This is a genomic window from Acinetobacter sp. Ag2 (assembly GCF_001005515.1).
In the GTDB taxonomy this organism is placed as follows: domain Bacteria; phylum Pseudomonadota; class Gammaproteobacteria; order Pseudomonadales; family Moraxellaceae; genus Acinetobacter; species Acinetobacter bereziniae.
Genome location: NZ_LBNA01000040.1, coordinates 1 through 21,891 on the forward strand (window position 1 = coordinate 1; position 21,891 = coordinate 21,891).

Here is a 21,891-nt window from a genome sequence, read left to right on the forward strand (position 1 = left end):
TCTTCATATTCTCTTAATGATCTTCTTCATGCTTCGTCAGCATCAAGCTAGGTCGGCTATATTACTCTCTATCTCTAGAAAGTCAACTGTGATTTCAAATTATTTTTTAAACTTCCTTTCTAAAACCCACCTTAATCAATTCAACCAAGCCATTGTTTTATCAGAAGTTTTAATCTTCATCACCGCCGATGGATGTGCATTCTACAGCATTCCTAACCTAACACAACCCCCTTTTTTAATTATTTTTGATTTTAGTGCTCAGTTGTATTTTTATTAATCATATTTTAAAATTTTTATTTAAATTTTGACCTATTTATATTTGAATTTTTTCTTTAAACTATTTCAAATGATTTTATCATTAAATAAATTAAGTAAAATATGGCCCTTCTTATAAATAGAAAAACATTCTGTTTAGGAATTTTGCTCTTGTGCTGCAATTATTCCTGGGCCAACTCGTCGCATAATATTTTTGTGATGACCTTATCCATTTTGAGTTATGCAAAGTGGAATACACCCTCACCTGAATTATGTGTTGCAGACAATCCAAATTATGCTACTCAATTTTCTAATTACGCAAAATCCAACAAATCATCTTTTAGTGTAAATGCTATTCACGCAACAGATTTAAAAAGTCGTCACTGCGATGCAGTATTCTTTTCGAATATCACCGCGCAAGCTGAGCAGACATTAATAGATAAATCATTGAACTCCACAATTTTATCATTTAGCTCAAATAATGCTGAGTGTGAAATAGGAAGTGTTTTTTGCCTCTCTACCAACAAAACAGGGAATACTATTTTTAAAGTTAATTTAGATAGCTTAGCTCGATCTAAAATACATGTTGATCCGCGTGTTTTGTTACTCGCAAAAAATTCGGATTAAAATCATGATCAATAAGTTTTTTAAATCGAGCTCTTTGCAAACGCTTTTTCGTAAATCACAATTTACAACTTTTGCAATCACGCTATTTATTTGCACATCAACTTTTGTCACGATTTCAGTCTTTACTGTTGAGTCTTATGCAAAACAAAATTTACTATTAATCAGTCGTACAGTTTCTGAACGTGTGCAACCAGCACTCGTATTCTCAGACAAAATCGCGATTTCACAAATTATCAATGAATATACTTTCCAGCATTCTGTACGTCTTATAGAGGTATACGATGCGCAAGGACAAAAGGTTGCACAAAGTTTAAAAAATATTGAACACTATTCTTATATTCAAAATATCTTTGATCATATTTTTTTAAAAGATGCAATTAAATTGAATGTGCAACACCAAGGACAATTTGTTGGACAAGTTGTTTTATATGGTAGCTCGAATGAAATTTTAATGTTTATCTTTAAAATTTTTCTAGGTCTAGCATTTGGAATGCTATTTATGGTTTTTGCGGTATGGTGGTCTGTTAATCTCACCTACCGTCATATCATGGGCTCATTTTCTCCAATTATCCAAATCGCGCAACTTTTAAGAAATCAAAAAGCTTATAACTTAAGATTTCCTAAAAGTGATGTTAAAGAGTTCCAAGAGTTAAATAGTGTTTTTAACCAACTCCTTGATGAAATCCAGTCTTGGCATACACATCTTCAAAATGAAAATAGCGAGCTTTCATATCAAGTTCAACATGATCACTTAACACAACTGCCAAACCGTAGTTATTTTTATCAAGTACTCTGTAGTTTATTTGATGATGCTCATCAACGCCAAAATTTAGCATTACTGTTTATTGATAATAATAATTTTAAAGCCATTAATGATCAGTATGGACACTTGGTTGGTGATGAAGTGTTAAAAGAGATGGCGGTTCGTTTAAGACGCCATATTCGTCAAGATGACTTCGTTGCACGTCTTGCCGGTGATGAATTTGCAATAATTTTACGTTCAATTTCTAAAATTGAGCATTTAATTTCTATTGCAGAAAATCTCATTAAATGTTGTGAAGATCCTTTAATTTACAAAGGACAAGAGATTTATTTTAGTTTCAGTCTAGGGATTGCTATTTCAAGTAAAGCCTCTAGTCCAGAAGACTTAATTTCTCAAGCAGATCAAGCGATGTATAAAGCAAAATCGCTACAACACCATTGGTTCATTTATCATTCTTAATGTTTAGAGGATTGTTATGATTGCAAAAAATATACGTCTTTCTATTCTTGCTTTCGTTTGCTTAGCTCTCACAGGCTGTATGAACCTGGGTGGTCTAAGCTATAAGCAAGCACGCGTACTCAAGAAAGAAGGTTTCGTATTGACGGATGAAGGTTGGAGCTTAGGCTTACCTGAACGCTTGTTGTTTGGTTTTAATGAATCCAATATTCAACCAGAACATCAAGTTGAGTTGATTCGTTTAGCGAAACAACTCAATAAATATCACTTAGATAAACTAAAAATTGTAGGTCATACTGATAATGTCGGTAATCCTGAATACAATTTAAAGTTGTCCAAAGAACGTGCTCAAAATGTCTCTGATATTTTTATTGCAGAAAAATTTAATCCTGCAAATATTCAAATCATTGGTAAGGGATCTGATCAACCGCTTAAATCCAATGATACTGAAGAGCATAAGGCTGAAAATCGTCGTGTAGCTGTGATTATTATTCCTTAATCATTTTCTTTTATTCAAAATAGATCTCAACAGAGGTCTATTTTTTGTCTTCATTTTTTTATACGGATTGAAGCAATACAAATTTCAGGCATAAAAAAACCGCTTCAAAGCGGATAATTTATATTTAAGCTTTAACTTAAATGGTCGGAGCAGTAGGATTCGAACCTACGACCCCCTGGTCCCAAACCAGGTGCACTACCAGGCTGTGCTATGCTCCGAATTTACAACGAACTCAAGGAATTGGGGTGAATGATGGGGCTCGAACCCACGACAACCGGAATCACAATCCGGGGCTCTACCAACTGAGCTACATCCACCGTCACATTAAGTTTTAGGCTCTATAATATCAAGCAACATATGGTGCGCCTGACAGGATTCGAACCTGTGACCATCCGCTTAGAAGGCGGATGCTCTATCCAACTGAGCTACAGGCGCATGACCAATGATACTGATATCACCGTTACCTTGCCTTGAAGAATTGGTCGGAGCAGTAGGATTCGAACCTACGACCCCCTGGTCCCAAACCAGGTGCACTACCAGGCTGTGCTATGCTCCGTTCATCTCAGCTTTAGTGTATCGCACATCGTGCGGTACGGTGTGCATTCTAGGCGTGACGCCACAAGACGTCAACACCTATCTTGAAAAAAAGTTAAAAAAACAAGTCAAATGTATATTAATCAAGCATTTCAGGTGTTTTTAATACAATTTTTAACGTTTCAATTGCGCACTGAAGTTCAACATACGATCTAATGGCAATTTTGCACGCTCTGCTAAGGCTGGATCAACAAATATTTCTTGATCAGCATTTTGTAAAACTGCCAAGATTCCATCGAGTTCATTCATTGCCATCCAAGGACAATGTGCACAAGAACGACATGTGGCTCCTTCACCTGCTGTTGGTGCTTCAATTAATGTTTTATGAGGTACGGCTTGTTGCATTTTATAGAAAATGCCACGATCTGTAGCCACAATCAAGGTATCTTGCGATAGTGTCTGCGCTGCTTTGATTAATTGTGAAGTACTGCCTACAGCATCTGCGATATCAATCACCGACTCAGGTGACTCAGGATGCACCAAAACAGCAGCATTTGGATACAAGGCTTTCATCTTTTCGATACCACGCGCACGGAACTCCTCATGCACGATACAAGCACCATCCCACAACAACATATCAGCGCCCGTTTTCTTTTGAATATAGCGTCCTAAATGTTGATCTGGTGCCCAAATAATTTTTTCACCCAGACTGTCTAAATGTTCAATAATTTCAACAGCACAACTTGAAGTCACAACCCAATCTGCACGTGCTTTAACTGCTGCCGATGTGTTCGCATAAACCACAACCGTGTGCTCAGGATGAGCATCACAAAATGCTGTGAACTCATCTACTGGGCAACCTAAATCCAGTGAACAAGTCGCTTCTAGTGTTGGCATTAATACTCTTTTTTCAGGGGAAAGAATCTTTGAAGTTTCTCCCATAAATTTAACACCAGCGACAACCAGTGTGGATGCCTCATGATCTCGACCAAAGCGTGCCATTTCTAAAGAGTCTGAAACACATCCCCCAGTCGCTTCTGCAAGTTCTTGCACTTCCGGATCACAGTAATAATGCGCCACTAAAACGGCATTTTGCTTTTCCAGTTCAGCCTTGATTTGATCAAACTTTTGTTGTTTCAGCTCTGGACTTAAACAATTGTCCTTTGGCTCACCCAAACGATCTAAATGCGCTTGCACAATCGATTTTGCTTCGTTGGCAATTAAATTATTCGCATCATTCATAAGAGGTCTTCTCATCCCTTGTCGCTGGCATCATGCTAGCGGTATACCTGTGTGAATTTATTGTACTTTTTACTGCACATAAATTCACCTCGAAAAATGTTTTGTTATAAAAAAGCCTCACGAATGAGGCTCAATTCAAATATCAATGTTTAAGAGCGATAGTCTGCATTAATTTTTACATAGTCATAGGATAAATCACAGGTATAGACGGTATCTTTGGCTGGTCCTCGCCCAAGATCTACACGGATAGTCATCTCAGTTTGTGACATCACACGCGCGCCTGCTTCTTCAGTATAATCTTCTGCAGCACCACCATCTTTACAAATCTGTACGTCATCCAACCAAACTTGAATTTTTTCAACATCTAGATCTTTCACACCTGCATAACCAATTGCTGCAAGGATACGCCCCCAGTTTGGATCAGATGCAAAAATTGCCGTTTTTACAAGTGGTGAATGCGCAATACTATATGCAATATCACAGCACTCTTGTGTATTATGACCACCTTCAACTGCCACAGTAATAAATTTGGTTGCTCCCTCGCCATCACGAATGATCAGTTGCGCCAAACGCTTCATCACACGGGATAAAACCTCAAGCACTACCGTATAGCGAACATCATCTTCTGTAGTGATTTCTACACCACCAGCACATCCAGTTGCTGCAAAAATACATGAATCATTGGTTGATGTATCACCATCCACCGTAATACGGTTAAATGATTGGTCTGCACTAACTTTCAGCATCTTTTGTACAAGTGTTCGTGCAATAGGCATATCTGTTGCTACAAAGCTCAACATGGTTGCCATATTTGGACGAATCATACCTGCACCTTTAGAAATGCCGGTCATGGTATAAGTAATACCATCCAGCTCAAATTGCTCTGAAGCACCTTTAGGTGTGGTATCCGTGGTCATGATTCCAGTTGCGGCATCACTCCATGCATCGTCACGCAAACTTGCTAAAGCAGGTTGTAATCCTTGAGTTAGGCGCTCAATTGGTAATTGTTCACCAATAACACCTGTAGAAAATGGCAGGACTTCAAAAGCCTCTACTTGTGCCAATTCAGCAAGCTTTAAGCAGGTCAATTGAGCATTTTGCATACCTAATTTTCCCGTACCCGCATTGGCATTACCTGTATTAATCACGAGGTAACGAGGATTCGCCTGTGCCAAATGCGCTTTAGAGACATGAACAGGTGCTGCACAAAATGCATTTTGGGTAAATATCCCAGCAACATTGGTACCTTGTGAAAATTCAAAAATAACTAAATCTCGTCGATTTGGATAACGGACATACGCCTCAGCAGAGCCAATTTTTACACCTTGCACCACATGCATATGTGGCATAGACACGTCACCAACAGCCATTTTTAAATGTCCATATGAGTTAAATAAGAACCACAGCTTATTAGAATTCTCGCTAAAAATCGAGCTTATTAAAAAGCTTATTTATTTTTACTATAAGAAATGTTTATTCATTTGAATATAAAATAAAAAAGCCAGTAAATTTACTGGCTTCATACTTGCTATCGCTTGTTATTGTTGCGCTGGAGCTGTGGTATCCACAGCCAATAACGCTTGTTTCACTTTTTCTTGACTAGATGCTGAAAGTGCTGGATTTGATGCAACAACTCGATTTACTGTCGCAGGTGTCACTGCCGCAATTGCTGCTGTTTTGAGAATAATTGGACGTCCACCCGTATTCCCCAAAGTATAACGAATACCCGTACGTGGGCTAATCACTGTGGTTGTTTCGTTTTTAACTTCTGCTTGCGCTGTTACCGCACCTGTCGCTGCTTGTACTTTTTCTACAGTGGTGGTTTGTGGTGCTGTATCTGCAAATGCCAATACTGGAAGGGCTAAAGTTGCAACAAATAAAGGTTGTAATAGTTTTTTCATTGTCTTTCCGAATATCTATTCAATTGAGCAACTTAATACCATTTTATTATATTTCCTGCAATCAAAATTAACTCACCGTAATAACTTGTAAAAAAAGCAGAACAATTGTTCTGCTTTTTTATTGAATTTTCAGTCGGTTTAATTAATTTTACCGTGACACTGCTTATATTTCAGTCCAGAACCACATGGGCATGGTGCATTGCGACTTTCTGGTGGCTCAACCACATCGTCATTTGCAAATTGTGCATCAACGATATCATTGGTCACATTACCACTTAAACCATCTACTTCATCATGAGCAAAGTTCAAGCGCATTGCATCTGCTTGTGCTTGTTGTTGAGCTTCCATTTCAGCAAGCTCTTCAGGTGTTGGAATATGAACACGAGAAATATCAGTCACCACATCTGACTTAATTACACCTAACATATTAACGAATAAGTTAAATGCTTCTTTCTTGTATTCTTGCTCAGGATTCTTTTGTGCATAACCACGTAAGTGAATGCCTTGACGTAGATAATCCATCGCAGCCAAATGATCCTTCCAATGACGATCTAATGAACCCAACATGAAGTGACGTTCTAAAGTCGCTGCTGTTTCAGCACCCATTTGCTCACGACGACCACGATAACGTTCAACAATCTCATCAGAAATACGCTCAACCAAAGCTTCTTCATCAAGACGGCGGTCTTCTTCCAACCAACGATTAACAGGAAGATCAATACCTAAATCTTCTTTTAATGCATTTTCCAGACCATCAATATCCCATTGATCATGGATGGATTCTGGTGGAATATAAGTCTCAATCAAACCTTTTACAACTTCGCGATGCATTTCTTCAATATAATCTTGAAGTGAACTCTCTTCTAAAATCTCATCTCGTTGAGAGTAAATAATCTTACGTTGCTCATTATTGACGTCATCATATTTCAATAAATTTTTACGAATATCAAAGTTTCGTGCTTCAACTTTACGCTGCGCATTTTCAATCGAACGAGAAACCATCTTATGTTCAATAGCTTCGTTTTCTTGTAAACCCATTGCACGCATCATTGCAACAACACGATCACCTGCGAAAATACGCATCAAATCATCTTCTAAAGACAAGAAGAAACGTGAAACACCAGGGTCACCTTGGCGACCAGAACGACCACGCAACTGATTATCAATACGACGAGATTCATGACGTTCAGAACCGATGATATGTAAACCACCTGAACTCAACACCATTTCATTATTGTGTTCCCATTCTGCTTTTAGACGTGCTTCATCTTCAGCAGTAGGTTGTTCAATTTTGGCTAATTTAGCTTTCCAGTTACCACCAAGCAAAATATCTGTACCACGACCTGCCATGTTTGTCGCAATCGTAACAGCACGTGGCGAACCTGCTTGTGCAATAATATCAGCCTCACGTTCATGCTGTTTAGCATTCAGCACTTCATGCGCAATGCCCGCTTCTTTGAGCTTATCTGATAAAATTTCAGAAGCTTCAATCGTTGCAGTACCGATCAGGATTGGAGCAACACCAGCTTCATGGATTTTTTGAATCTCTTCAATGATGGCATTGTATTTACCATTACGGTTTAAATAAATTAAATCGTTCTGGTCATTACGAATCATTGGGCGATGCGTTGGAATAAGTACAACATCCAAGCCATAAATTTCTTTCATTTCCGCAGCTTCAGTATCAGCAGTACCTGTCATACCTGAAAGCTTTTTGTATAAACGGAAATAGTTCTGGAATGTTGTTGTCGCTAAAGTTTGGTTTTCAGGTTGAACATCTAAGCCTTCTTTTGCTTCAACTGCTTGATGTAGACCTTCTGACCAGCGACGTCCCGGCATGGTACGACCTGTATTTTCATCGACAATAATCACTTCACCATCATGGATGATGTAATGAACATTACGTTGATACAAGAAATGCGCGCGAATTGCTGCTGAAACATGATGAACAAGGTTAAGATTAGATGGTGAATACAAGCTTTCGCCTTCAGCCAACAAACCCATTTTGATCAATTCATCTTCAACAGTTTCATAACCGACTTCAGTCATTTCCACTTGGCGTTGTTTTTCATCAATCCAGAAATGCCCACCATCTGCAACTTTTTCTTCTTTCTGTGCATGAAGCTTAGGTGGAATACTATTGATTGCGACATACAATTGTGATGAGTCATCACTTTGACCAGAAATAATCAACGGAGTACGTGCTTCATCAATCAAGATCGAATCGACCTCATCGATAATCGCATAAACCAAACCACGTTGCTTTTTCTCTGCCATAGAGAAAACCATGTTATCGCGAAGATAATCGAAACCAAATTCGTTATTGGTACCATAAGTAATATCTGAACGATAAGCTTCAGCTTTTTCGATTGGTGATTGCATTGAATAAATCACGCCAACCGTTAAACCTAAGAACTCATAAAGCGGACGGTTTAATTCAGCATCACGTTGTGCCAAATAATCGTTAACCGTAATAACATGAACGCCTTGCTCACTTATTGCATTGAGATAAACAGCCAAAGTTCCCATCAGGGTTTTACCTTCACCTGTACGCATCTCAGCAATTTTACCTTCGTGCAAAGTAATACCACCAATGAGCTGCACATCATAATGACGCATACCCATAACACGCTTTGCTGCTTCACGACATACAGCAAATGCTTCTGGCATTAATTTATCTAGGCTTTCACCATTCTTATATCTTTGTTTGAATTCTTCAGTTTTTGCAGATAAGTCTGCATCGCTGAGTGCAGATATCGTCGGCTCGAGCGCATTGATCTTATCGACAATTTTACGCATACGTTTTAGTTCGCGCTCGTTTTTAGTACCGAAGATTCCTCCGATCAGACTTGCCAACATATAAACTCTCTAAATCTTGTAAAATAAATTTTTCTCAGACGATATTATGGTGTTAGAAATTTGAAGTACAAGGGTTTTGCACAAATCCAATCAAAAAAATCTGACGACCAGTTAGGTACGCATGAGTTAAAGCGCCTTAATGTAGCAAATTTAACCGATATTTACAGCGAGGTCGTGCGCAATTCTGTGTTTTTTTCACATCAACACACCAACATATCTGTTTTTTTCATAAAGAAATAAAAAAACACTATTTTTAATTATAAAAAAACTGCGCAATAGTATTTTGGACGAGCTAAATAACAGATGATTTTTTAATTTTGAGGTTTTTATCATGACGCTACGACTAGGTGACATTGCACCAGATTTCACCCAAGAATCCAGTGAAGGACCCATTCACTTCTATGATTATTTGGGCGACAGCTGGGGAATTCTGTTTTCGCACCCTGCAGACTACACACCTGTGTGTACCACTGAACTTGGCTATACTGCAAAGTTAAAAAGTGAATTTGAAAAACGTGGCGTAAAAGCTATTGCCCTTTCAATAGATGATGTTGAATCACACCGCGGATGGATTAACGACATCAACGAAACACAAAATACTCAGGTGAACTTTCCGATACTTGCAGACAAAGATCGTAAAGTTTCAACGCTTTATGATTTTATCCATCCCAATGCCAGTGAAACTTTAACCGTTCGCTCCTTAATTATTATTGATCCCAATAAAAAAGTACGCCTCATTATTACCTACCCAGCATCAACTGGGCGTAATTTCCATGAAATTTTGCGAGTGATTGACTCATTACAACTGACAGATAATTATAAAGTAGCGACACCTGCCAACTGGCAAGATGGTGAGGATGTTGTGATTGTGCCTTCACTCAAAGATGAAGCGGAGTTGAAAGAGCGCTTCCCAAAAGGCTATACGGCGGTTAAACCTTATTTACGTCTTACACCACAACCGAACAAATAAAATAACCCGCAACTACGTCATTTATTTAAACTAACTACTCTTTCAAAAGATCACATTTTATATGTGATCTTTTTTATGCCATTTCTCTATTCAAGTCCAAGACACTCCTTATTAAAACCAGACTGAGTCTAAAATCAAAAAAAGGCACCGAAGTGCCTTTAATTCTATCTACAGCACTTAAGCTGGAATACGCAAAACTTGTCCAGGAAAAATATCATCTGCATTTTTCAGTAATGGGCGGTTTGCTTCAAAAATTTTATTGTATTGATTTGGATCACCATAAAATTCTTTTGAAATTTTTGACAAATTATCACCTGACTTCACCGTATAGAATTTACTTTCTGGCTCTGGTGTAGCAACAGTCATTTGATCATCCACTTGAGCAACATGATCAACATTACCAATCGCAAGAACAATTTTCTCTTTATCTGCTTGGCTGTGTACTTGTCCACGAACAGTAGCTAAGTCTGTTTGAGAATTATAACTCACCGATAAACCGTCAATAGACAGACCTAAACTCTTCACGAGTCCAAGGAGTTTGTTCGCAACTTCTTGTGCAGAAGGCTCTGCTGGTGTTGCTGGTGCAGCTTGTGGCTCAGCAGGCGCTGTATTTTTTTTACCGATACCTTTTACGAAATCAAAAAGACCCATTTATGTTCTCCATATTTTATTTGGAACTTGTTTTTACTGTGAACTTTTATAAAAAATTATAAACTCTATTTTTATAGCGAAAAAATACAGCGAAATGCGTAGTCATTAGTGACAGAAAAGTAACCGTATGTAACCACTATTTTTTTGATTTTAGAATTATTTCAGCATGATCAAATATTTTGTTTAGGTGATTAAGCTTGATTGCATCTTTAAAAATATCCAGCAATAAAAAAACCACCTTTACGGTGGTTTTTACGCATAACAACGACGTGTTATACAATCAACACATTAACCAAGTTTTTTAGTTACATAGTCGATTGCTGATTGAACAGTCGTGATTTCGTTAGAATCTTCATCAGGGATAGTGATGTCGAAGTCATTTTCGAAAGACATAACAAGTTCTACTAGGTCTAAAGAATCCGCACCCAAATCATCCATGAAAGATGCTTCGTTTTTGATTTCTTCAGCTTTAATACCTAATTGTTCTGCAACAGCTTGTTTAATGCGTTGTTCGATATCGCTCACAGGAATTCTCCTCATTGCTTGTGGCGGCTTTTAATTGCCTGATAGTTTAATTGAATATTTACTTTTTTCAAAGTTTATACATCGCATTACGCCATGTATAAACCACCATTTACGTGTAATACTGTGCCTGTAATGTAACTAGCTTTGTCAGAAGCCAAGAAACTCACAGCATCCGCAATGTCTTGTGGTTGACCAAAGCGGTTTAAGGCAACTTGATCACTCATTTTTTTACGAATGTCTTCGCTTAACTGCTCAGTCATTTCAGTCGCAATAAAACCTGGAGCAATGCAGTTCACTGTAATTTGACGGCTACCCATCTCTTTTGCAAGGCTACGGCTAAACGCTTCAATACCTGCTTTTGCCGCTGAATAATTGGCTTGACCTGGGTTAGCAAAATGAGCAACGACAGAACTAATATTGATAATACGTCCAAAGCGAGCTTTGGTCATACCTTTCAATACACGTTTAGACAAACGGAAAACAGCCTTGAGATGAATGTTGAGAATATCGTCCCAATCATCTTCAGACATACGCAATAATAGATTATCTTTGGTAATCCCTGCGTTATTGACCAATATCATCACTGAACCATATTTTTGTTCAATGTCAGATACCAATGCATCAATGGCTGTGCCGTCGCGTACATCAAGTACTGCGCCTACACCTTGCTCTGCAAAAGTCACAGAAAGTTTTTCTGCACCTGCTTCGGATGTTGCTGTACCGACAACAAAATAACCATCTTGAATTAATTGTTGAGCGATGGCAGCACCAATTCCTCTGCTTGCGCCTGTCACTAATGCAACTTTACGTTCTTGTGTCATGCAATTTTCCCTTCAGCCACTAAGATAGCATTCAGTGCATCTTCCATACGTGCTTGCGTATCAAGTGGAAATGCTTTTTCAATATTAGGTAAACGTTTTGCCAAATTTGCCAGTACATTACCAGGTCCGCACTCTGCAACATACTTGATACCTTGATCTTGTATGAGTTGCATGGTTTTGGTCCACTGTACAGATTGGTACAATTGCGCTGTTAACGCCTGACGTAACTGTGTGGTATCTGTGGCAATTTCAGCATTGACATTTTGTATTACAGGAATACTTGGAAGCTCAATGGCAGTTTGTTCCAAAGCTTCTGCAAACCGTTCAGCAGCAGGTTTCATCAACGAACAATGAGATGGTACTGATACTGGTAAAGCAATCGCTTTGCCACCATTCTCTTTTGCCGCAACCATAACCGCTTCAACCAGCGTCTTATCCCCTGCAATAACAACTTGACCTTGTGCATTATAGTTTGCCGCTTCAACTGAGCCACGCCCTTGCACATTGGCTTGTTCACACAGTTCAATGACTTTTGCATCCTCCAAACCGAGAATCGCAGCCATTGCACCTTGCCCTTGAGGTACTGCAGATTGCATCAATTGACCACGTAGATTGACCAATTTAACTGCATCAGCTAATGTCATTGCATTTGCAGCAACCAAGGCGCTGTACTCACCTAATGAATGACCTGCAAGATACTTTGGTGCAACACCACCAAGATCCAACCATACACGCCAAAGCGCAATACTGGCTGTTAATAGTACAGGTTGAGTGTTTTCAGTTTGATCTAAACCCTCACCACTTTGCGCAATGTGCCATAAATCAAAACCAATGGCATCTGAAGCTTCAGCAAAGGTTTCTTGTACACCACTAAACTGTTCTGCAAGTTCAGCAAGCATACCTACTTTTTGTGACCCTTGACCTGGAAACAAAAATGCAGTTTTTGTTGCTTGAGCTGCTTGTTCGAGTCGTTTGGCAGACATATAAAAAGTCCCTTATTTAATCTTGATCGTTTCCGATGCGGCAATTTTACAGAAAAAAAAAATTTATTTAATTGCGAAATACAACAAAAAATACGCATATACAAAACAAAAAAAAGGGAGCTTTCGCTCCCATTTTTTCACTAAGCTTACGCCTAATGCGTCAACAATTATTCAGCATCAGCTGCTTTAGCGAATAATTGACGACCACGGTAGAAACCATCTTTAGTCACGTGGTGACGACGGTGAGTTTCACCTGAAGTTTGGTCTACAGTTAATGCATTCTCGGTTAAAGCGTCATGTGAACGGCGCATGTCACGGCGAGAGCGACTTTTACGGTTTTGCTGAACGGCCATGATGGCTCCTTACAAATCGAAAAAATGGATCAGAACAAATTCGGTTGTCTTAACTTAACAGTATAACACAAAATTTAGTTAAGTTTACCCTTCAAACTTGCCAAAACATCAAACGGGTTATCCCGTTTTTCTTCAACAATGTCCTGAACGGCTGGCTGATGCTTATGTTCACAAGCGTCATGCTTAGGAGACAAAGGCATCAACAATAACAATTCATCTTCTAAAAGCGCGAGTAAATCAACAGTTGCAGGAGTATTGGTTAAATAATCTCCCTTGGTTGTTGCTTCACTTTCACCTAATACGATGAAATCAGCATCCTCATCCAAGCGCTCTATCAGTGACTCATCATCTATTAAAGCCAAATGGAAATCAGAAACCAGAGGAATTTCAACAGAATCCAGACAACGCTGACATTCCATTGGAACTTTAGTATCTACATGACCATCTAACCATACGATACGATGATACGCATCCATTGATAGCTTACAGTCTATATTGATCAATTGATCATCAATTGATCCAACAGCTTCACGGGAAATACGAACAAAGCGAGACAATGGCAGTGTACCTGACCATGTAAAGCCTTGTTCAGCCCATTTAAACGGCTCTATCTGTGCCGGAAAGGTATTTGCTGACATAATTAAGGCGGCAATTCTACAAATTCATAGGTACTCTGTCAAAGATTAAGATACAATTTTGTACTTATTTAGACAGATCTCTTGAGTAATACAAGCCATGCATCAGTTGCAGCCGCAACCTGAAGTCACTACTTCATTACAATTTAACACCCGCTTAACCTCTGAAAACACATTGGAAGTGACCGATGTGCAACGCTCCCAATGGGAGAATTTGCAAACAGAAGCCCAGCAAGTAGATTGGCTTATCTTACACTTTAATCGTTGGTTTTCCCACCTAAATGTAATACTTGTTCGTGGTGATTTTGAACCTGAATATTTTCCTGCAACAAAAGACCAGCCTGCGCGTATTCAATTTGCACATGGATTTTTTAATAGTGCTTTACATGAAATTAGTCATTGGACCATTGCAGGTGAACAACGTCGATTGTTATCTGATTTAGGCTATTGGTATGCGCCAGATGGACGTACAGCTGAGCAACAAGCATTGTTTGAACAGGTTGAAATCAAACCTCAAGCCATAGAATGGTTATTCTCTAAAGCATTTGGACGAAAATTTCGAGTCTCACTGGATAATCTCACTGGAGAAGGGGGTGATGGTGCTAGATTTAAAGATCATGTTTATGCTCAGGTACAACACTTTTTTTCAGGTGAAACTAAACTTCCTCGCGATGCAAAACACTTTATTGAATGTATTTGTGCATACACTCGAGGTGGCAAAACATTACAAAGCAGTGAGTTCAACCGAAATGATTTAGATGGTTAATCAAAATAAGTTAACTCAAACATCTTTACCAACTCATTTCGCCATCTTGATTCTATGGCTGGCGATATAATTGCAATCAGAGTCCACTCATTCGCACTAGATCGACATAGATTTTAGTGAATGTCATATTCAAAAGCTAAAATACCTGAGCCATCGTTCTAATATTATTAAAATATGAATGAGTTCAAATAAAATTACAAATAATGGTGTTCTTAACCATTTATTTTCAATACCATATATCAATAGATAATAAATCAGGAGAATAAATATGCTGCATTTAAGAGTACATCCTGACAATCCTCAACCACGTTTAATTAGTCAAGCTGTAGAAAGAATTCGAGCAGGTGATGTTGTGGTCTATCCAACAGATGCGGCTTATGCCATAGGCTGTCAGATTGGAAATAAGAATGCGATGGAACGTATTGCTCAGATTCGTGGCTTAGGTGCCAAACATCAATACGCCATTATTTGTGCTGACTTATCAGATATCGCCACTTATGCCAAAGTAGACAATGCAATGTATCGACTACTTAAAGCCAATACACCTGCAGTCACCACGTATATTTTACCTGCAACCAGTGAAGTACCGCGTCGCTTAATGCATCCAAAGAAAAAAACCATCGGTCTACGTGTTCCAAGTAATCCTGTCTGTCAAATGCTGTTAAAAGAGTTGGGAGAACCCTTACTGACAAGTACCTTGATTTTACCCGGTCAAGATGCACCAATGGATGATCCCTACGATATTGAACAATTATTGGAAAAACGCATTGATGTATTTATTGACAGTGGTTTGGGAACTTTAACCACCACTAGTATTGTCGATCTCTCTGGAGTAAATCCAGAAATTGTTCGTCGTGGTGTGGGCGATGTCAGCGCTTTTGAATAAGCGCTAGATTCCACTTAACCATTGATCAGTAATCCTAAAAAATCAAGGCTTGATAGAAGTAAGATGCGATGGATCTATTCACCACCTTATTGAATATGAATAATCTTCAAAATGATCAAATTTTATTTGTTGAAGAGCCTTGGACACCTGAAGCACAAGTGAGCATGCAATCTGTGTCTTTAGTTGAAAATCCTCTAGCCCAAAGTTTTCAATTGTTTTCAACAACCAATGAACTAAAACGCTTAGCCTTGCAGTTTAAAACTCGAAATGTATGTTTAAGAGAAATTTGTTATTTAATTATCGAATATTGCCTTGAAAAAAAATATAAATACTTAACAAATTTAATATGATATACAAAAACACTTTGCATTAATCAAATCTAACATAAGCAACAAATCAAACTCAAAGTTATCAATGATGAATAGAAACTTTGGGAAAAAGCATTCAAATCCCCAGTAACAAGACCATGTCGATTAAAAGTAAAATTGATATTTTTCAACATAGAGAAATAAAGACTTTACTGTTTCAAGCTATAACCGCTAAAAAAATCCACTGCATGGGCTGTGATTTACCCGATATCAATTACACAACAATTGTATTTTTAGATTGGTATTTTTTCCAATTCAGTTTATAAACAAAGCACAATCCTAAAAACAAAGCATCATTATGATATACAACATTCATCATTTACATTGTGGAACGATGTGTCCAATCTGTGCACCAATTTATGGGCAAAAGGGTTTACATGCAAAAATGGTCTGCCACTGCCTCTTAGTAGAAACCGATAAAGGCTTAGTACTGATTGATACAGGATTTGGGACTCAAGATTATCTTCACCCTCAAGCACGCCTAGGCAAGTTATTTTCAAAGGTCAGTGCTATTCAATTTGATTTTACATTAACCGCACTTGCACAAATTCAACAACTCGGCTTTCAACCTTCTGATGTCAAACACATTTTGGTCAGTCATTTAGACCTAGATCATGCTGGAGGAATTTCAGACTTTCCTCAAGCCACGATTCATATTCTATCCAGTGAATATAATGCAGCTCAGAAACTCTCGATGATGAATAAATTACGTTATCGCCCACAACAATTTAAAAATCATCGTCACTGGAACTTTCTTGAGCCAAAGAATGGAGAATCTTGGTTTAATTTTCACAAGGTTCAAGGTTTTCATATGTTTAATGATGAAATCTTATTGATTCCATTACTGGGACATACCACTGGACACTGTGGTATTGCGATTAAACAACACAATGGATGGGTATTCTTCTGTGGTGATGCCTATTACAGCCATTTGGAATTAGATCCAAATCATAAACTTCCGCTCCTGGATAAGCTGGAACGTTTATTTGCAGAGAATAATACAGCTCGCTTAAAAACACTTTCTGAAATCCAACGTTTGGCACACAATGAGCCACGCATCGAAATAATTTGTGCGCATGATCCCGTTGAACTTGACCGCTACCTTGTAAAATAATTATGAAATTGAAATTACTCGCCTCTACCGTCTTAGTCAGCTTAAGTTTACAGTTTGTGGGCTGCATGACGACATCAGCACTTCCTGATCACCAACGCCCACAGCAATGGGGCACTGTGGTGAATAAACAGCATAATTTTTATCGTATCAGTGACAGCGTTTTCCGTAGTGAACAGCCCAGCACAGAGATTATTCCTGCCTTAAATGAGCATGATATTGCTGTGGTCATCAATCTAAGGAGCCGTGATAGAGATAAAACTGTTTTGGCACAACAAGATTTTCAATTGGTACATATTCCAATCAACACTTGGGCAATCGATCGTGATGATTTACTTCAAGTCATGAAAACGATTCAAACAGCTGAGAAAAAGCAGCAAAAGGTTCTTATTCACTGTTATCACGGCTCAGATCGTACGGGTGCAAGTGTTGCCATGTATCGTATTATTTTTGAGAATTGGTCAGTCGATGATGCATTAAAAGAAATGAAACATGGTGGTTATGGTTTTCATCCGATTTGGAGCAATATTGAAAAACTTTTTACCCCTGAAAATATAAAATGGATTCGTGAGCAACTCACGAATCCATCTTCAATGTCCTAATCTATAGCACTTAACATCAGCTCTTAACGGCGATCCAAAGGAACCCATTCGATCACCCAAGCAGATTTCATGCCTAAGCTTGCATCAGCATTGATCTTTTTACGTGATGCATCAGCAGACTCTCGATCTTTAGATGGTCCAACCATGATACGAATACCTTTCGAGGTTGGGCTTTTGGTGACTTTATAACCTTTGGCACGGAGCTTTGCAGCGACTGCATCTGCATTGGCTTCATTGGCTGCAAGTGCAACTTGTACCATCCATTGTTTATCACCATTTTCCAGTAAATCGCGTGCTTTTTCTGCCTCAACTTTCTTTTTAGCTTCCTCAGCTTTACGCTTTTTCTCAGCTTCTGCTTTCTTCTCTTCAGCTTGTTTTTTCTCAGCAGCGGCTTTCTTTTCAGCTTCTACTTTGCGTTTCTCGTCAGCTTTCTGTTGTTCTTCTAGCTTACGTTTTTTCTCTTCAGCTGCTTTACGCTCTGCTTCTGCGGTAGCTTGTCGCTTCTGCTCAGCGAGCTTTTTTTCAGCTTCGGCTTTCTGTTTCAACTGTGCATTTTGTTGCTCAAGCTGCTTCTGTTCAGTTGCTTTCTGTTGCGCTTTGGCTTTTTCATCTTGCACCAGCTCAGGAGGAATATCTGCACCCTCTTGTGCTGCCGCTGCTGCACCACGTCTTGCATTTGCAGCAGCATATTCTTCAGCAGCTTTACGTGCAGCATCAGCCTCTGCCTGTTGTTGCATACGTAAAAACTCAGCAGCCTTGGCTTCTTGTTCAGCCACAGCTTTTTCACGAGCACGCTTTTGTTCTTCCAACAGACGTTTTTCTGTTGCAACATCCACAGTCAATGGTTGTAATTGTACAGCCTCGCCTGCAGGCGTAGTTTTGTTTGGCTGAGTTTGACTTGCAGGTTGTGTTTCAGCCTGTCTTTGGTGGATTTCTTCTTTACCTTTTAGAAGCAATGCCGCCAATAGAACACCACCACTTAATAAAACAACACCGCCCATCCAGCGTTGTTTGTTATTCATTGACATTCTTCTAAATACTCCCAGACCGCTTCTAAGGTATGGAACGAACCACACACCAAAATCAGCTGATTATTATTGGTTTCTGCAAGCGCTGATTGAAATGCGGCTTGTACACAATCAAACTGTTCAACTGTCTCATTCTGCAATGCAGTGTGCAACTGTTCCATTGATGCTGCACGAGGCACAGTTAATGGAGCAATTTTCCACTTTAAGACAGTATTTTTCAACAACTTGACCACAGAATCTATATCTTTGTCAGACAACATTGAAAAAATAGAGACAACTTCTGTGTACTGTTTATTGTATTCTAAGAATTTTCGCAATTGCTTTAACAAAAATTCAACACCATGCGGATTATGTCCCGCATCAAAGATGACTGTTTTATCTTGTATTTTTCTAATTTCAAAACGACCAGCCAATTGTGCCTTTTTGATTCCCTGAGCAATTGCCTGTTGCGAAACATTTAAATCACTGAGTACAACTGCGGCAACAGCAGTAGAAATATTTTCTAAAGCAAGCTGCCCTGTTGGAAATTTCAAAGTCGTACCTGAACTTGCAAAGTTCCAAGTCTGACCATCTTCAGATAGCTGATAAAAATAATCACGATTTACAGCATATAACTGAGCATTAGATTGTTGTGCTTTATCCTGAATCGCTTGTGGTATTGTTTGTAAGCCCCCAAAGACGACAGGAATATTTGAACGAATAATTCCTGCTTTTTCAAAAGCAATTTTTTCAATCGTATCGCCCAACCAGTCGGTATGATCTAAACCAATATTGGTAATCACAGCGAGATCTGGGTCAATCACATTGACCACATCTAAACGTCCACCTAATCCTACTTCTAACACCCAAACATCACATTGTTTCTGTTTAAAAATAACGAATGCTGCCAGTGTGGTTGCTTCAAAAAAGGATAATGATAAATTGCAGATACGACGTGCTTGATCAACTTGAACAAAAGCATCAATCAGAGTTTGATCATCAACTTCCTGACCAGCCAATTTGACACGTTCATTGAATCTGTAAATATGTGGGGATTGATATAGGCCTACATTCAAACCTTGCGCATTGAGTATAGCAGCGAGGGTGGTTGTGGTTGATCCTTTACCATTAGTGCCAGCAACAGTAATCACTTTTGCTGAGGGACGCATGATTTCGAGTTGTTCAGCTACAGGAATGACTCGCTCTAAGCCTAAATCAATTCCTGTAACGTGAACATGGCTCCAATAATCGAGCCATGTTTGTAATTTATCAGTATTTAAAGGTGCTGTTTCGTTGTTCAAGGCAAGTTCATCAGTTTCGCTACAATACGATATACAGTATCACGTAATGCATGACGATGAACAATTTGATCGACCACCCCATGATCAAGCAAGAATTCCGCGCGTTGGAACGGTTCTTCAAGTTTCTCACGTACGGTTTGTTCGATAACGCGCTTACCAGCAAAGCCAATCATCGCTTTAGGTTCTGCAATTTGTACATCGCCCAACATTGCCAAAGACGCAGTAACACCACCATAAACTGGATGTGTTAACACCACGATATAAGGTAGATGTGCATCTTTCATTTTTTGAACTGCGGCTGAAGTACGTGCCATTTGCATAAGCGACAACATGCCTTCTTGCATACGTGCACCGCCAGAAGCTGCAAAACAGATTAATGGCTGTTTGTCTTTAATGGCTTTTTCAGCAGCCTGTACAAAGCGATCGCCCACGACAGTACCCATTGATCCAGCCATAAAGTCGAATTCAAAAGCACAAGCCACCATTGACATATTTTTCAACTGCCCTTGCATGGCGACCAGCGCTTCAGTTTCACCTGTTTTATCCTGCGCTTCTTTTAAACGCGCTGGATAAGGTCTACTGTCGACAAAATGTAGCGGATCTTTTGCAACAAACTCTTGACCAAGTTCATTGTTAACCTGATCAAAGAACCAGTTCAAACGATCACGTGCTTTCATTTTCAAATGTTCATCACATGACGGACAAACATAAGCATTAAAAGACATCGCTGTACGAGTCACGAGTGCATGACATTCAGGGCACTCAATGGTTGGTTCAGTAAACGTCGCTTTGAGTGTTTGTTGTTGATCAGGCACATCAATGCCTGGAACTTTACGATCTGTCCACGGCGTAATTGCGCTGAGGATTTTCCCTGATTTCACTTCTTGATTCATACTAACTCATCGAGCGCCGCTCGAAGCTCCTTGACTTTATTCACTGCTGCTTCAACAGCTTGTTCTGGTGCAAGATTTGCAAAAGGTTTGACAAAAGCACTTCCAACAATCACAGCATCTGCAACTTGACCAACAGCTTTAGCAGAAGCAGCATCACTGATTCCAAAACCTACACCAACAGGAATATCTGTAAAGGTTTTTATTTTTTGGATACGTGTTGCGACTTCAGTTGTGTCCAATGTTGCAGCACCAGTGACACCTTTTAGAGACACATAGTAAATAAAACCACGGGCTTGATTTACTACATGTTGAATACGCTGTTCAGTAGAGGTTGGTGCGAGCAAAAAGATTTGATCCATATCGTATTTTTGCAATACGTCATCTAATGTTTTTGCTTCTTCTGGAGGTAAGTCCACAAGCAATACGCCATCTACGCCACATTCATGGGCATAAGCCACAAACTTTTCATATCCAATGACTTCAACAGGATTTAAATATCCCATTAAAACAACAGGTGTAGTGGTGTCTTTTTGACGAAACGCTTTGACCATATTCAAAGCATCAAGTGTGTTGGTGCCGGCAGCCAGAGCACGCTCTGCTGCAAGTGCGATTACAGGACCATCTGCCATCGGGTCGGAAAATGGTAATCCAAGTTCTACAACATCTACGCCTGCTTCAACCATCTGATGCAACAATGGTACCGTTACATGAGGTTGTGGATCACCCGCCATCACATAAGAAACCAAAGCCTTACGCTGTTGAGATTTAAGTTGTGCAAAACGAGTAGCTAAACGTGACATAGGATTGTACATTCCTTGAATTGTTCAAACTTGAGGAGTTTTTAGATGATCAGACAACTGAGATGAATTTAAAATTCATTGAC

24 protein-coding genes and 4 tRNA genes are annotated in these 21,891 nt (G+C 39.1%); 10 read left to right on the forward strand and 18 right to left on the reverse strand.

All coding sequences use genetic code 11. From position 1 onward, the window contains the following. From AAV97_RS20830 to AAV97_RS06230, 4 genes are all read left to right on the forward strand, one after another. A partial coding sequence (locus AAV97_RS20830; protein ID WP_228136518.1) for a hypothetical protein occupies nt 1–277 on the forward strand: 277 nt, incomplete at its 5' end. A 197-nt stretch (nt 278–474) separates the two neighbouring features. Then, the gene (locus AAV97_RS06220; RefSeq protein ID WP_009584663.1) at nt 475–882 is read left to right on the forward strand and encodes a YfiR family protein; all 408 of its coding nucleotides are present in this window, start codon (nt 475–477) and stop codon (nt 880–882) included. Nucleotides 883–886: 4 nt separating this feature from the next. Further along, nucleotides 887–2,104 carry a sensor domain-containing diguanylate cyclase gene (locus tag AAV97_RS06225; RefSeq protein ID WP_004830220.1) on the forward strand — a complete coding sequence of 406 codons (1,218 nt, stop codon included), beginning with the start codon at nt 887–889 and terminating at the stop codon, nt 2,102–2,104. A gap of 16 nt (nt 2,105–2,120) precedes the next feature. Continuing rightward, entirely contained in the window at nt 2,121–2,600 is a 480-nt protein-coding gene (locus AAV97_RS06230) for an OmpA family protein (RefSeq protein WP_004830223.1), read from the forward strand. 141 nt (nt 2,601–2,741) lie between these two features. Here the strand turns inward: AAV97_RS06230 and AAV97_RS06235 are convergent. The 8 genes from AAV97_RS06235 to secA all read right to left on the reverse strand — a co-directional run bounded on the left by AAV97_RS06235 (nt 2,742) and on the right by secA (nt 9,136). After that, nucleotides 2,742–2,818, reverse strand: a tRNA-Pro gene (locus tag AAV97_RS06235). A 23-nt stretch (nt 2,819–2,841) separates the two neighbouring features. Next, nucleotides 2,842–2,917 (reverse strand) — tRNA-His (locus AAV97_RS06240). A 41-nt stretch (nt 2,918–2,958) separates the two neighbouring features. After that, nucleotides 2,959–3,035, reverse strand: a tRNA-Arg gene (locus AAV97_RS06245). Between the two features lie 44 nt (nt 3,036–3,079). Beyond that, nucleotides 3,080–3,156 (reverse strand) — tRNA-Pro (locus AAV97_RS06250). A 152-nt stretch (nt 3,157–3,308) separates the two neighbouring features. Continuing rightward, the gene (nadA, locus tag AAV97_RS06255; protein WP_046760117.1) at nt 3,309–4,376 is read right to left on the reverse strand and encodes a quinolinate synthase NadA; all 1,068 of its coding nucleotides are present in this window, start codon (nt 4,374–4,376) and stop codon (nt 3,309–3,311) included. Between the two features lie 149 nt (nt 4,377–4,525). Further along, the gene (gene argJ / locus AAV97_RS06260; RefSeq protein ID WP_009584714.1) at nt 4,526–5,746 is read right to left on the reverse strand and encodes a bifunctional glutamate N-acetyltransferase/amino-acid acetyltransferase ArgJ; all 1,221 of its coding nucleotides are present in this window, start codon (nt 5,744–5,746) and stop codon (nt 4,526–4,528) included. Nucleotides 5,747–5,914: 168 nt separating this feature from the next. Next, on the reverse strand, nt 5,915–6,277 hold the full coding sequence (locus tag AAV97_RS06265) for a hypothetical protein (RefSeq protein ID WP_004830228.1): 363 nt from the start codon (nt 6,275–6,277) through the stop codon (nt 5,915–5,917). 138 nt (nt 6,278–6,415) lie between these two features. Then, complete coding sequence (gene secA, locus AAV97_RS06270) at nt 6,416–9,136, reverse strand: preprotein translocase subunit SecA (protein WP_046760118.1); 2,721 nt, start codon at nt 9,134–9,136, stop codon at nt 6,416–6,418. Nucleotides 9,137–9,467: 331 nt separating this feature from the next. On the opposite strand from secA, the gene AAV97_RS06275 reads away from it, so the two are divergent. Continuing rightward, complete coding sequence (locus AAV97_RS06275) at nt 9,468–10,106, forward strand: peroxiredoxin (protein ID WP_046760119.1); 639 nt, start codon at nt 9,468–9,470, stop codon at nt 10,104–10,106. A gap of 177 nt (nt 10,107–10,283) precedes the next feature. On the opposite strand, the gene lysM is transcribed toward AAV97_RS06275, so the two are convergent. The 6 genes from lysM to AAV97_RS06305 all read right to left on the reverse strand — a co-directional run bounded on the left by lysM (nt 10,284) and on the right by AAV97_RS06305 (nt 14,077). Then, on the reverse strand, nt 10,284–10,757 hold the full coding sequence (gene lysM, locus AAV97_RS06280) for a peptidoglycan-binding protein LysM (RefSeq protein WP_004830234.1): 474 nt from the start codon (nt 10,755–10,757) through the stop codon (nt 10,284–10,286). 288 nt (nt 10,758–11,045) lie between these two features. Then, nucleotides 11,046–11,282: an acyl carrier protein gene (gene acpP / locus AAV97_RS06285; protein ID WP_004723957.1), complete on the reverse strand. Its 237-nt coding sequence runs from the start codon at nt 11,280–11,282 to the stop codon at nt 11,046–11,048. 86 nt (nt 11,283–11,368) lie between these two features. Further along, the gene (gene fabG, locus AAV97_RS06290; RefSeq protein WP_005031128.1) at nt 11,369–12,103 is read right to left on the reverse strand and encodes a 3-oxoacyl-ACP reductase FabG; all 735 of its coding nucleotides are present in this window, start codon (nt 12,101–12,103) and stop codon (nt 11,369–11,371) included. Next, complete coding sequence (fabD, locus tag AAV97_RS06295; RefSeq protein WP_046760120.1) at nt 12,100–13,086, reverse strand: ACP S-malonyltransferase; 987 nt, start codon at nt 13,084–13,086, stop codon at nt 12,100–12,102. The genes fabG and fabD overlap by 4 nt, the downstream gene beginning before the upstream one ends. Nucleotides 13,087–13,253: 167 nt before the next feature. Beyond that, nucleotides 13,254–13,439 (reverse strand): 50S ribosomal protein L32, encoded by a 186-nt coding sequence (gene rpmF / locus AAV97_RS06300; RefSeq protein ID WP_004830240.1) that lies wholly within the window; start codon nt 13,437–13,439, stop codon nt 13,254–13,256. 74 nt (nt 13,440–13,513) lie between these two features. Continuing rightward, on the reverse strand, nt 13,514–14,077 hold the full coding sequence (locus AAV97_RS06305; RefSeq protein WP_005031131.1) for a YceD family protein: 564 nt from the start codon (nt 14,075–14,077) through the stop codon (nt 13,514–13,516). Nucleotides 14,078–14,174: 97 nt separating this feature from the next. Here AAV97_RS06305 and AAV97_RS06310 point away from each other — a divergent pair, with 97 nt between their 5' ends. The 5 genes from AAV97_RS06310 to AAV97_RS06330 all read left to right on the forward strand — a co-directional run bounded on the left by AAV97_RS06310 (nt 14,175) and on the right by AAV97_RS06330 (nt 17,807). Then, nucleotides 14,175–14,840: an elongation factor P hydroxylase gene (locus AAV97_RS06310; protein WP_046760121.1), complete on the forward strand. Its 666-nt coding sequence runs from the start codon at nt 14,175–14,177 to the stop codon at nt 14,838–14,840. Between the two features lie 268 nt (nt 14,841–15,108). Further along, nucleotides 15,109–15,726, forward strand: coding sequence for an L-threonylcarbamoyladenylate synthase (locus AAV97_RS06315; protein ID WP_004830246.1), 618 nt, complete (start codon nt 15,109–15,111; stop codon nt 15,724–15,726). Nucleotides 15,727–15,821: 95 nt separating this feature from the next. Beyond that, a complete protein-coding gene (locus AAV97_RS06320) occupies nt 15,822–16,076 on the forward strand; it encodes a hypothetical protein (RefSeq protein WP_228136519.1) in 255 nt (84 codons plus the stop codon). A 316-nt stretch (nt 16,077–16,392) separates the two neighbouring features. Next, nucleotides 16,393–17,208 (forward strand): MBL fold metallo-hydrolase, encoded by an 816-nt coding sequence (locus AAV97_RS06325; RefSeq protein WP_042088065.1) that lies wholly within the window; start codon nt 16,393–16,395, stop codon nt 17,206–17,208. 2 nt (nt 17,209–17,210) lie between these two features. Then, nucleotides 17,211–17,807, forward strand: coding sequence for a dual specificity protein phosphatase family protein (locus AAV97_RS06330; protein WP_046760123.1), 597 nt, complete (start codon nt 17,211–17,213; stop codon nt 17,805–17,807). 23 nt (nt 17,808–17,830) lie between these two features. On the opposite strand, the gene AAV97_RS06335 is transcribed toward AAV97_RS06330, so the two are convergent. The 4 genes from AAV97_RS06335 to trpA are packed head-to-tail and all read right to left on the reverse strand — an operon-like array spanning nt 17,831 to nt 21,808. Then, nucleotides 17,831–18,835: an SPOR domain-containing protein gene (locus tag AAV97_RS06335; RefSeq protein ID WP_005031140.1), complete on the reverse strand. Its 1,005-nt coding sequence runs from the start codon at nt 18,833–18,835 to the stop codon at nt 17,831–17,833. Further along, nucleotides 18,826–20,115: a bifunctional tetrahydrofolate synthase/dihydrofolate synthase gene (gene folC / locus AAV97_RS06340; RefSeq protein WP_046760124.1), complete on the reverse strand. Its 1,290-nt coding sequence runs from the start codon at nt 20,113–20,115 to the stop codon at nt 18,826–18,828. Before folC ends, AAV97_RS06335 begins: the two co-directional genes overlap by 10 nt. Beyond that, a complete protein-coding gene (accD, locus tag AAV97_RS06345) occupies nt 20,112–21,008 on the reverse strand; it encodes an acetyl-CoA carboxylase, carboxyltransferase subunit beta (protein WP_046760125.1) in 897 nt (298 codons plus the stop codon). Before accD ends, folC begins: the two co-directional genes overlap by 4 nt. After that, nucleotides 21,005–21,808, reverse strand: coding sequence for a tryptophan synthase subunit alpha (gene trpA, locus AAV97_RS06350; protein WP_005031143.1), 804 nt, complete (start codon nt 21,806–21,808; stop codon nt 21,005–21,007). The genes accD and trpA overlap by 4 nt, the downstream gene beginning before the upstream one ends. Nucleotides 21,809–21,891: the final 83 nt, after the last annotated feature.

Coding starts and splice junctions, on each gene's coding strand:
- fabD (WP_046760120.1), bottom strand. CDS start 13,086: ATGTCTGCCAAACGACTCGAACAAGCAGCTCAAGCAACAAAAACTGCA.
- rpmF (WP_004830240.1), bottom strand. CDS start 13,439: ATGGCCGTTCAGCAAAACCGTAAAAGTCGCTCTCGCCGTGACATGCGC.
- AAV97_RS06320 (WP_228136519.1), top strand. CDS start 15,822: ATGAATAATCTTCAAAATGATCAAATTTTATTTGTTGAAGAGCCTTGG.
- AAV97_RS06275 (WP_046760119.1), top strand. CDS start 9,468: ATGACGCTACGACTAGGTGACATTGCACCAGATTTCACCCAAGAATCC.
- AAV97_RS06220 (WP_009584663.1), top strand. CDS start 475: ATGACCTTATCCATTTTGAGTTATGCAAAGTGGAATACACCCTCACCT.
- secA (WP_046760118.1), bottom strand. CDS start 9,136: ATGTTGGCAAGTCTGATCGGAGGAATCTTCGGTACTAAAAACGAGCGC.
- AAV97_RS06305 (WP_005031131.1), bottom strand. CDS start 14,077: ATGTCAGCAAATACCTTTCCGGCACAGATAGAGCCGTTTAAATGGGCT.
- argJ (WP_009584714.1), bottom strand. CDS start 5,746: ATGGCTGTTGGTGACGTGTCTATGCCACATATGCATGTGGTGCAAGGT.
- trpA (WP_005031143.1), bottom strand. CDS start 21,808: ATGTCACGTTTAGCTACTCGTTTTGCACAACTTAAATCTCAACAGCGT.
- fabG (WP_005031128.1), bottom strand. CDS start 12,103: ATGACACAAGAACGTAAAGTTGCATTAGTGACAGGCGCAAGCAGAGGA.
- AAV97_RS06265 (WP_004830228.1), bottom strand. CDS start 6,277: ATGAAAAAACTATTACAACCTTTATTTGTTGCAACTTTAGCCCTTCCA.
- AAV97_RS06225 (WP_004830220.1), top strand. CDS start 887: ATGATCAATAAGTTTTTTAAATCGAGCTCTTTGCAAACGCTTTTTCGT.
- AAV97_RS06335 (WP_005031140.1), bottom strand. CDS start 18,835: ATGTCAATGAATAACAAACAACGCTGGATGGGCGGTGTTGTTTTATTA.
- AAV97_RS06230 (WP_004830223.1), top strand. CDS start 2,121: ATGATTGCAAAAAATATACGTCTTTCTATTCTTGCTTTCGTTTGCTTA.
- AAV97_RS06315 (WP_004830246.1), top strand. CDS start 15,109: ATGCTGCATTTAAGAGTACATCCTGACAATCCTCAACCACGTTTAATT.
- AAV97_RS06310 (WP_046760121.1), top strand. CDS start 14,175: ATGCATCAGTTGCAGCCGCAACCTGAAGTCACTACTTCATTACAATTT.
- lysM (WP_004830234.1), bottom strand. CDS start 10,757: ATGGGTCTTTTTGATTTCGTAAAAGGTATCGGTAAAAAAAATACAGCG.
- accD (WP_046760125.1), bottom strand. CDS start 21,008: ATGAATCAAGAAGTGAAATCAGGGAAAATCCTCAGCGCAATTACGCCG.
- nadA (WP_046760117.1), bottom strand. CDS start 4,376: ATGAATGATGCGAATAATTTAATTGCCAACGAAGCAAAATCGATTGTG.
- AAV97_RS06325 (WP_042088065.1), top strand. CDS start 16,393: ATGATATACAACATTCATCATTTACATTGTGGAACGATGTGTCCAATC.
- AAV97_RS06330 (WP_046760123.1), top strand. CDS start 17,211: ATGAAATTGAAATTACTCGCCTCTACCGTCTTAGTCAGCTTAAGTTTA.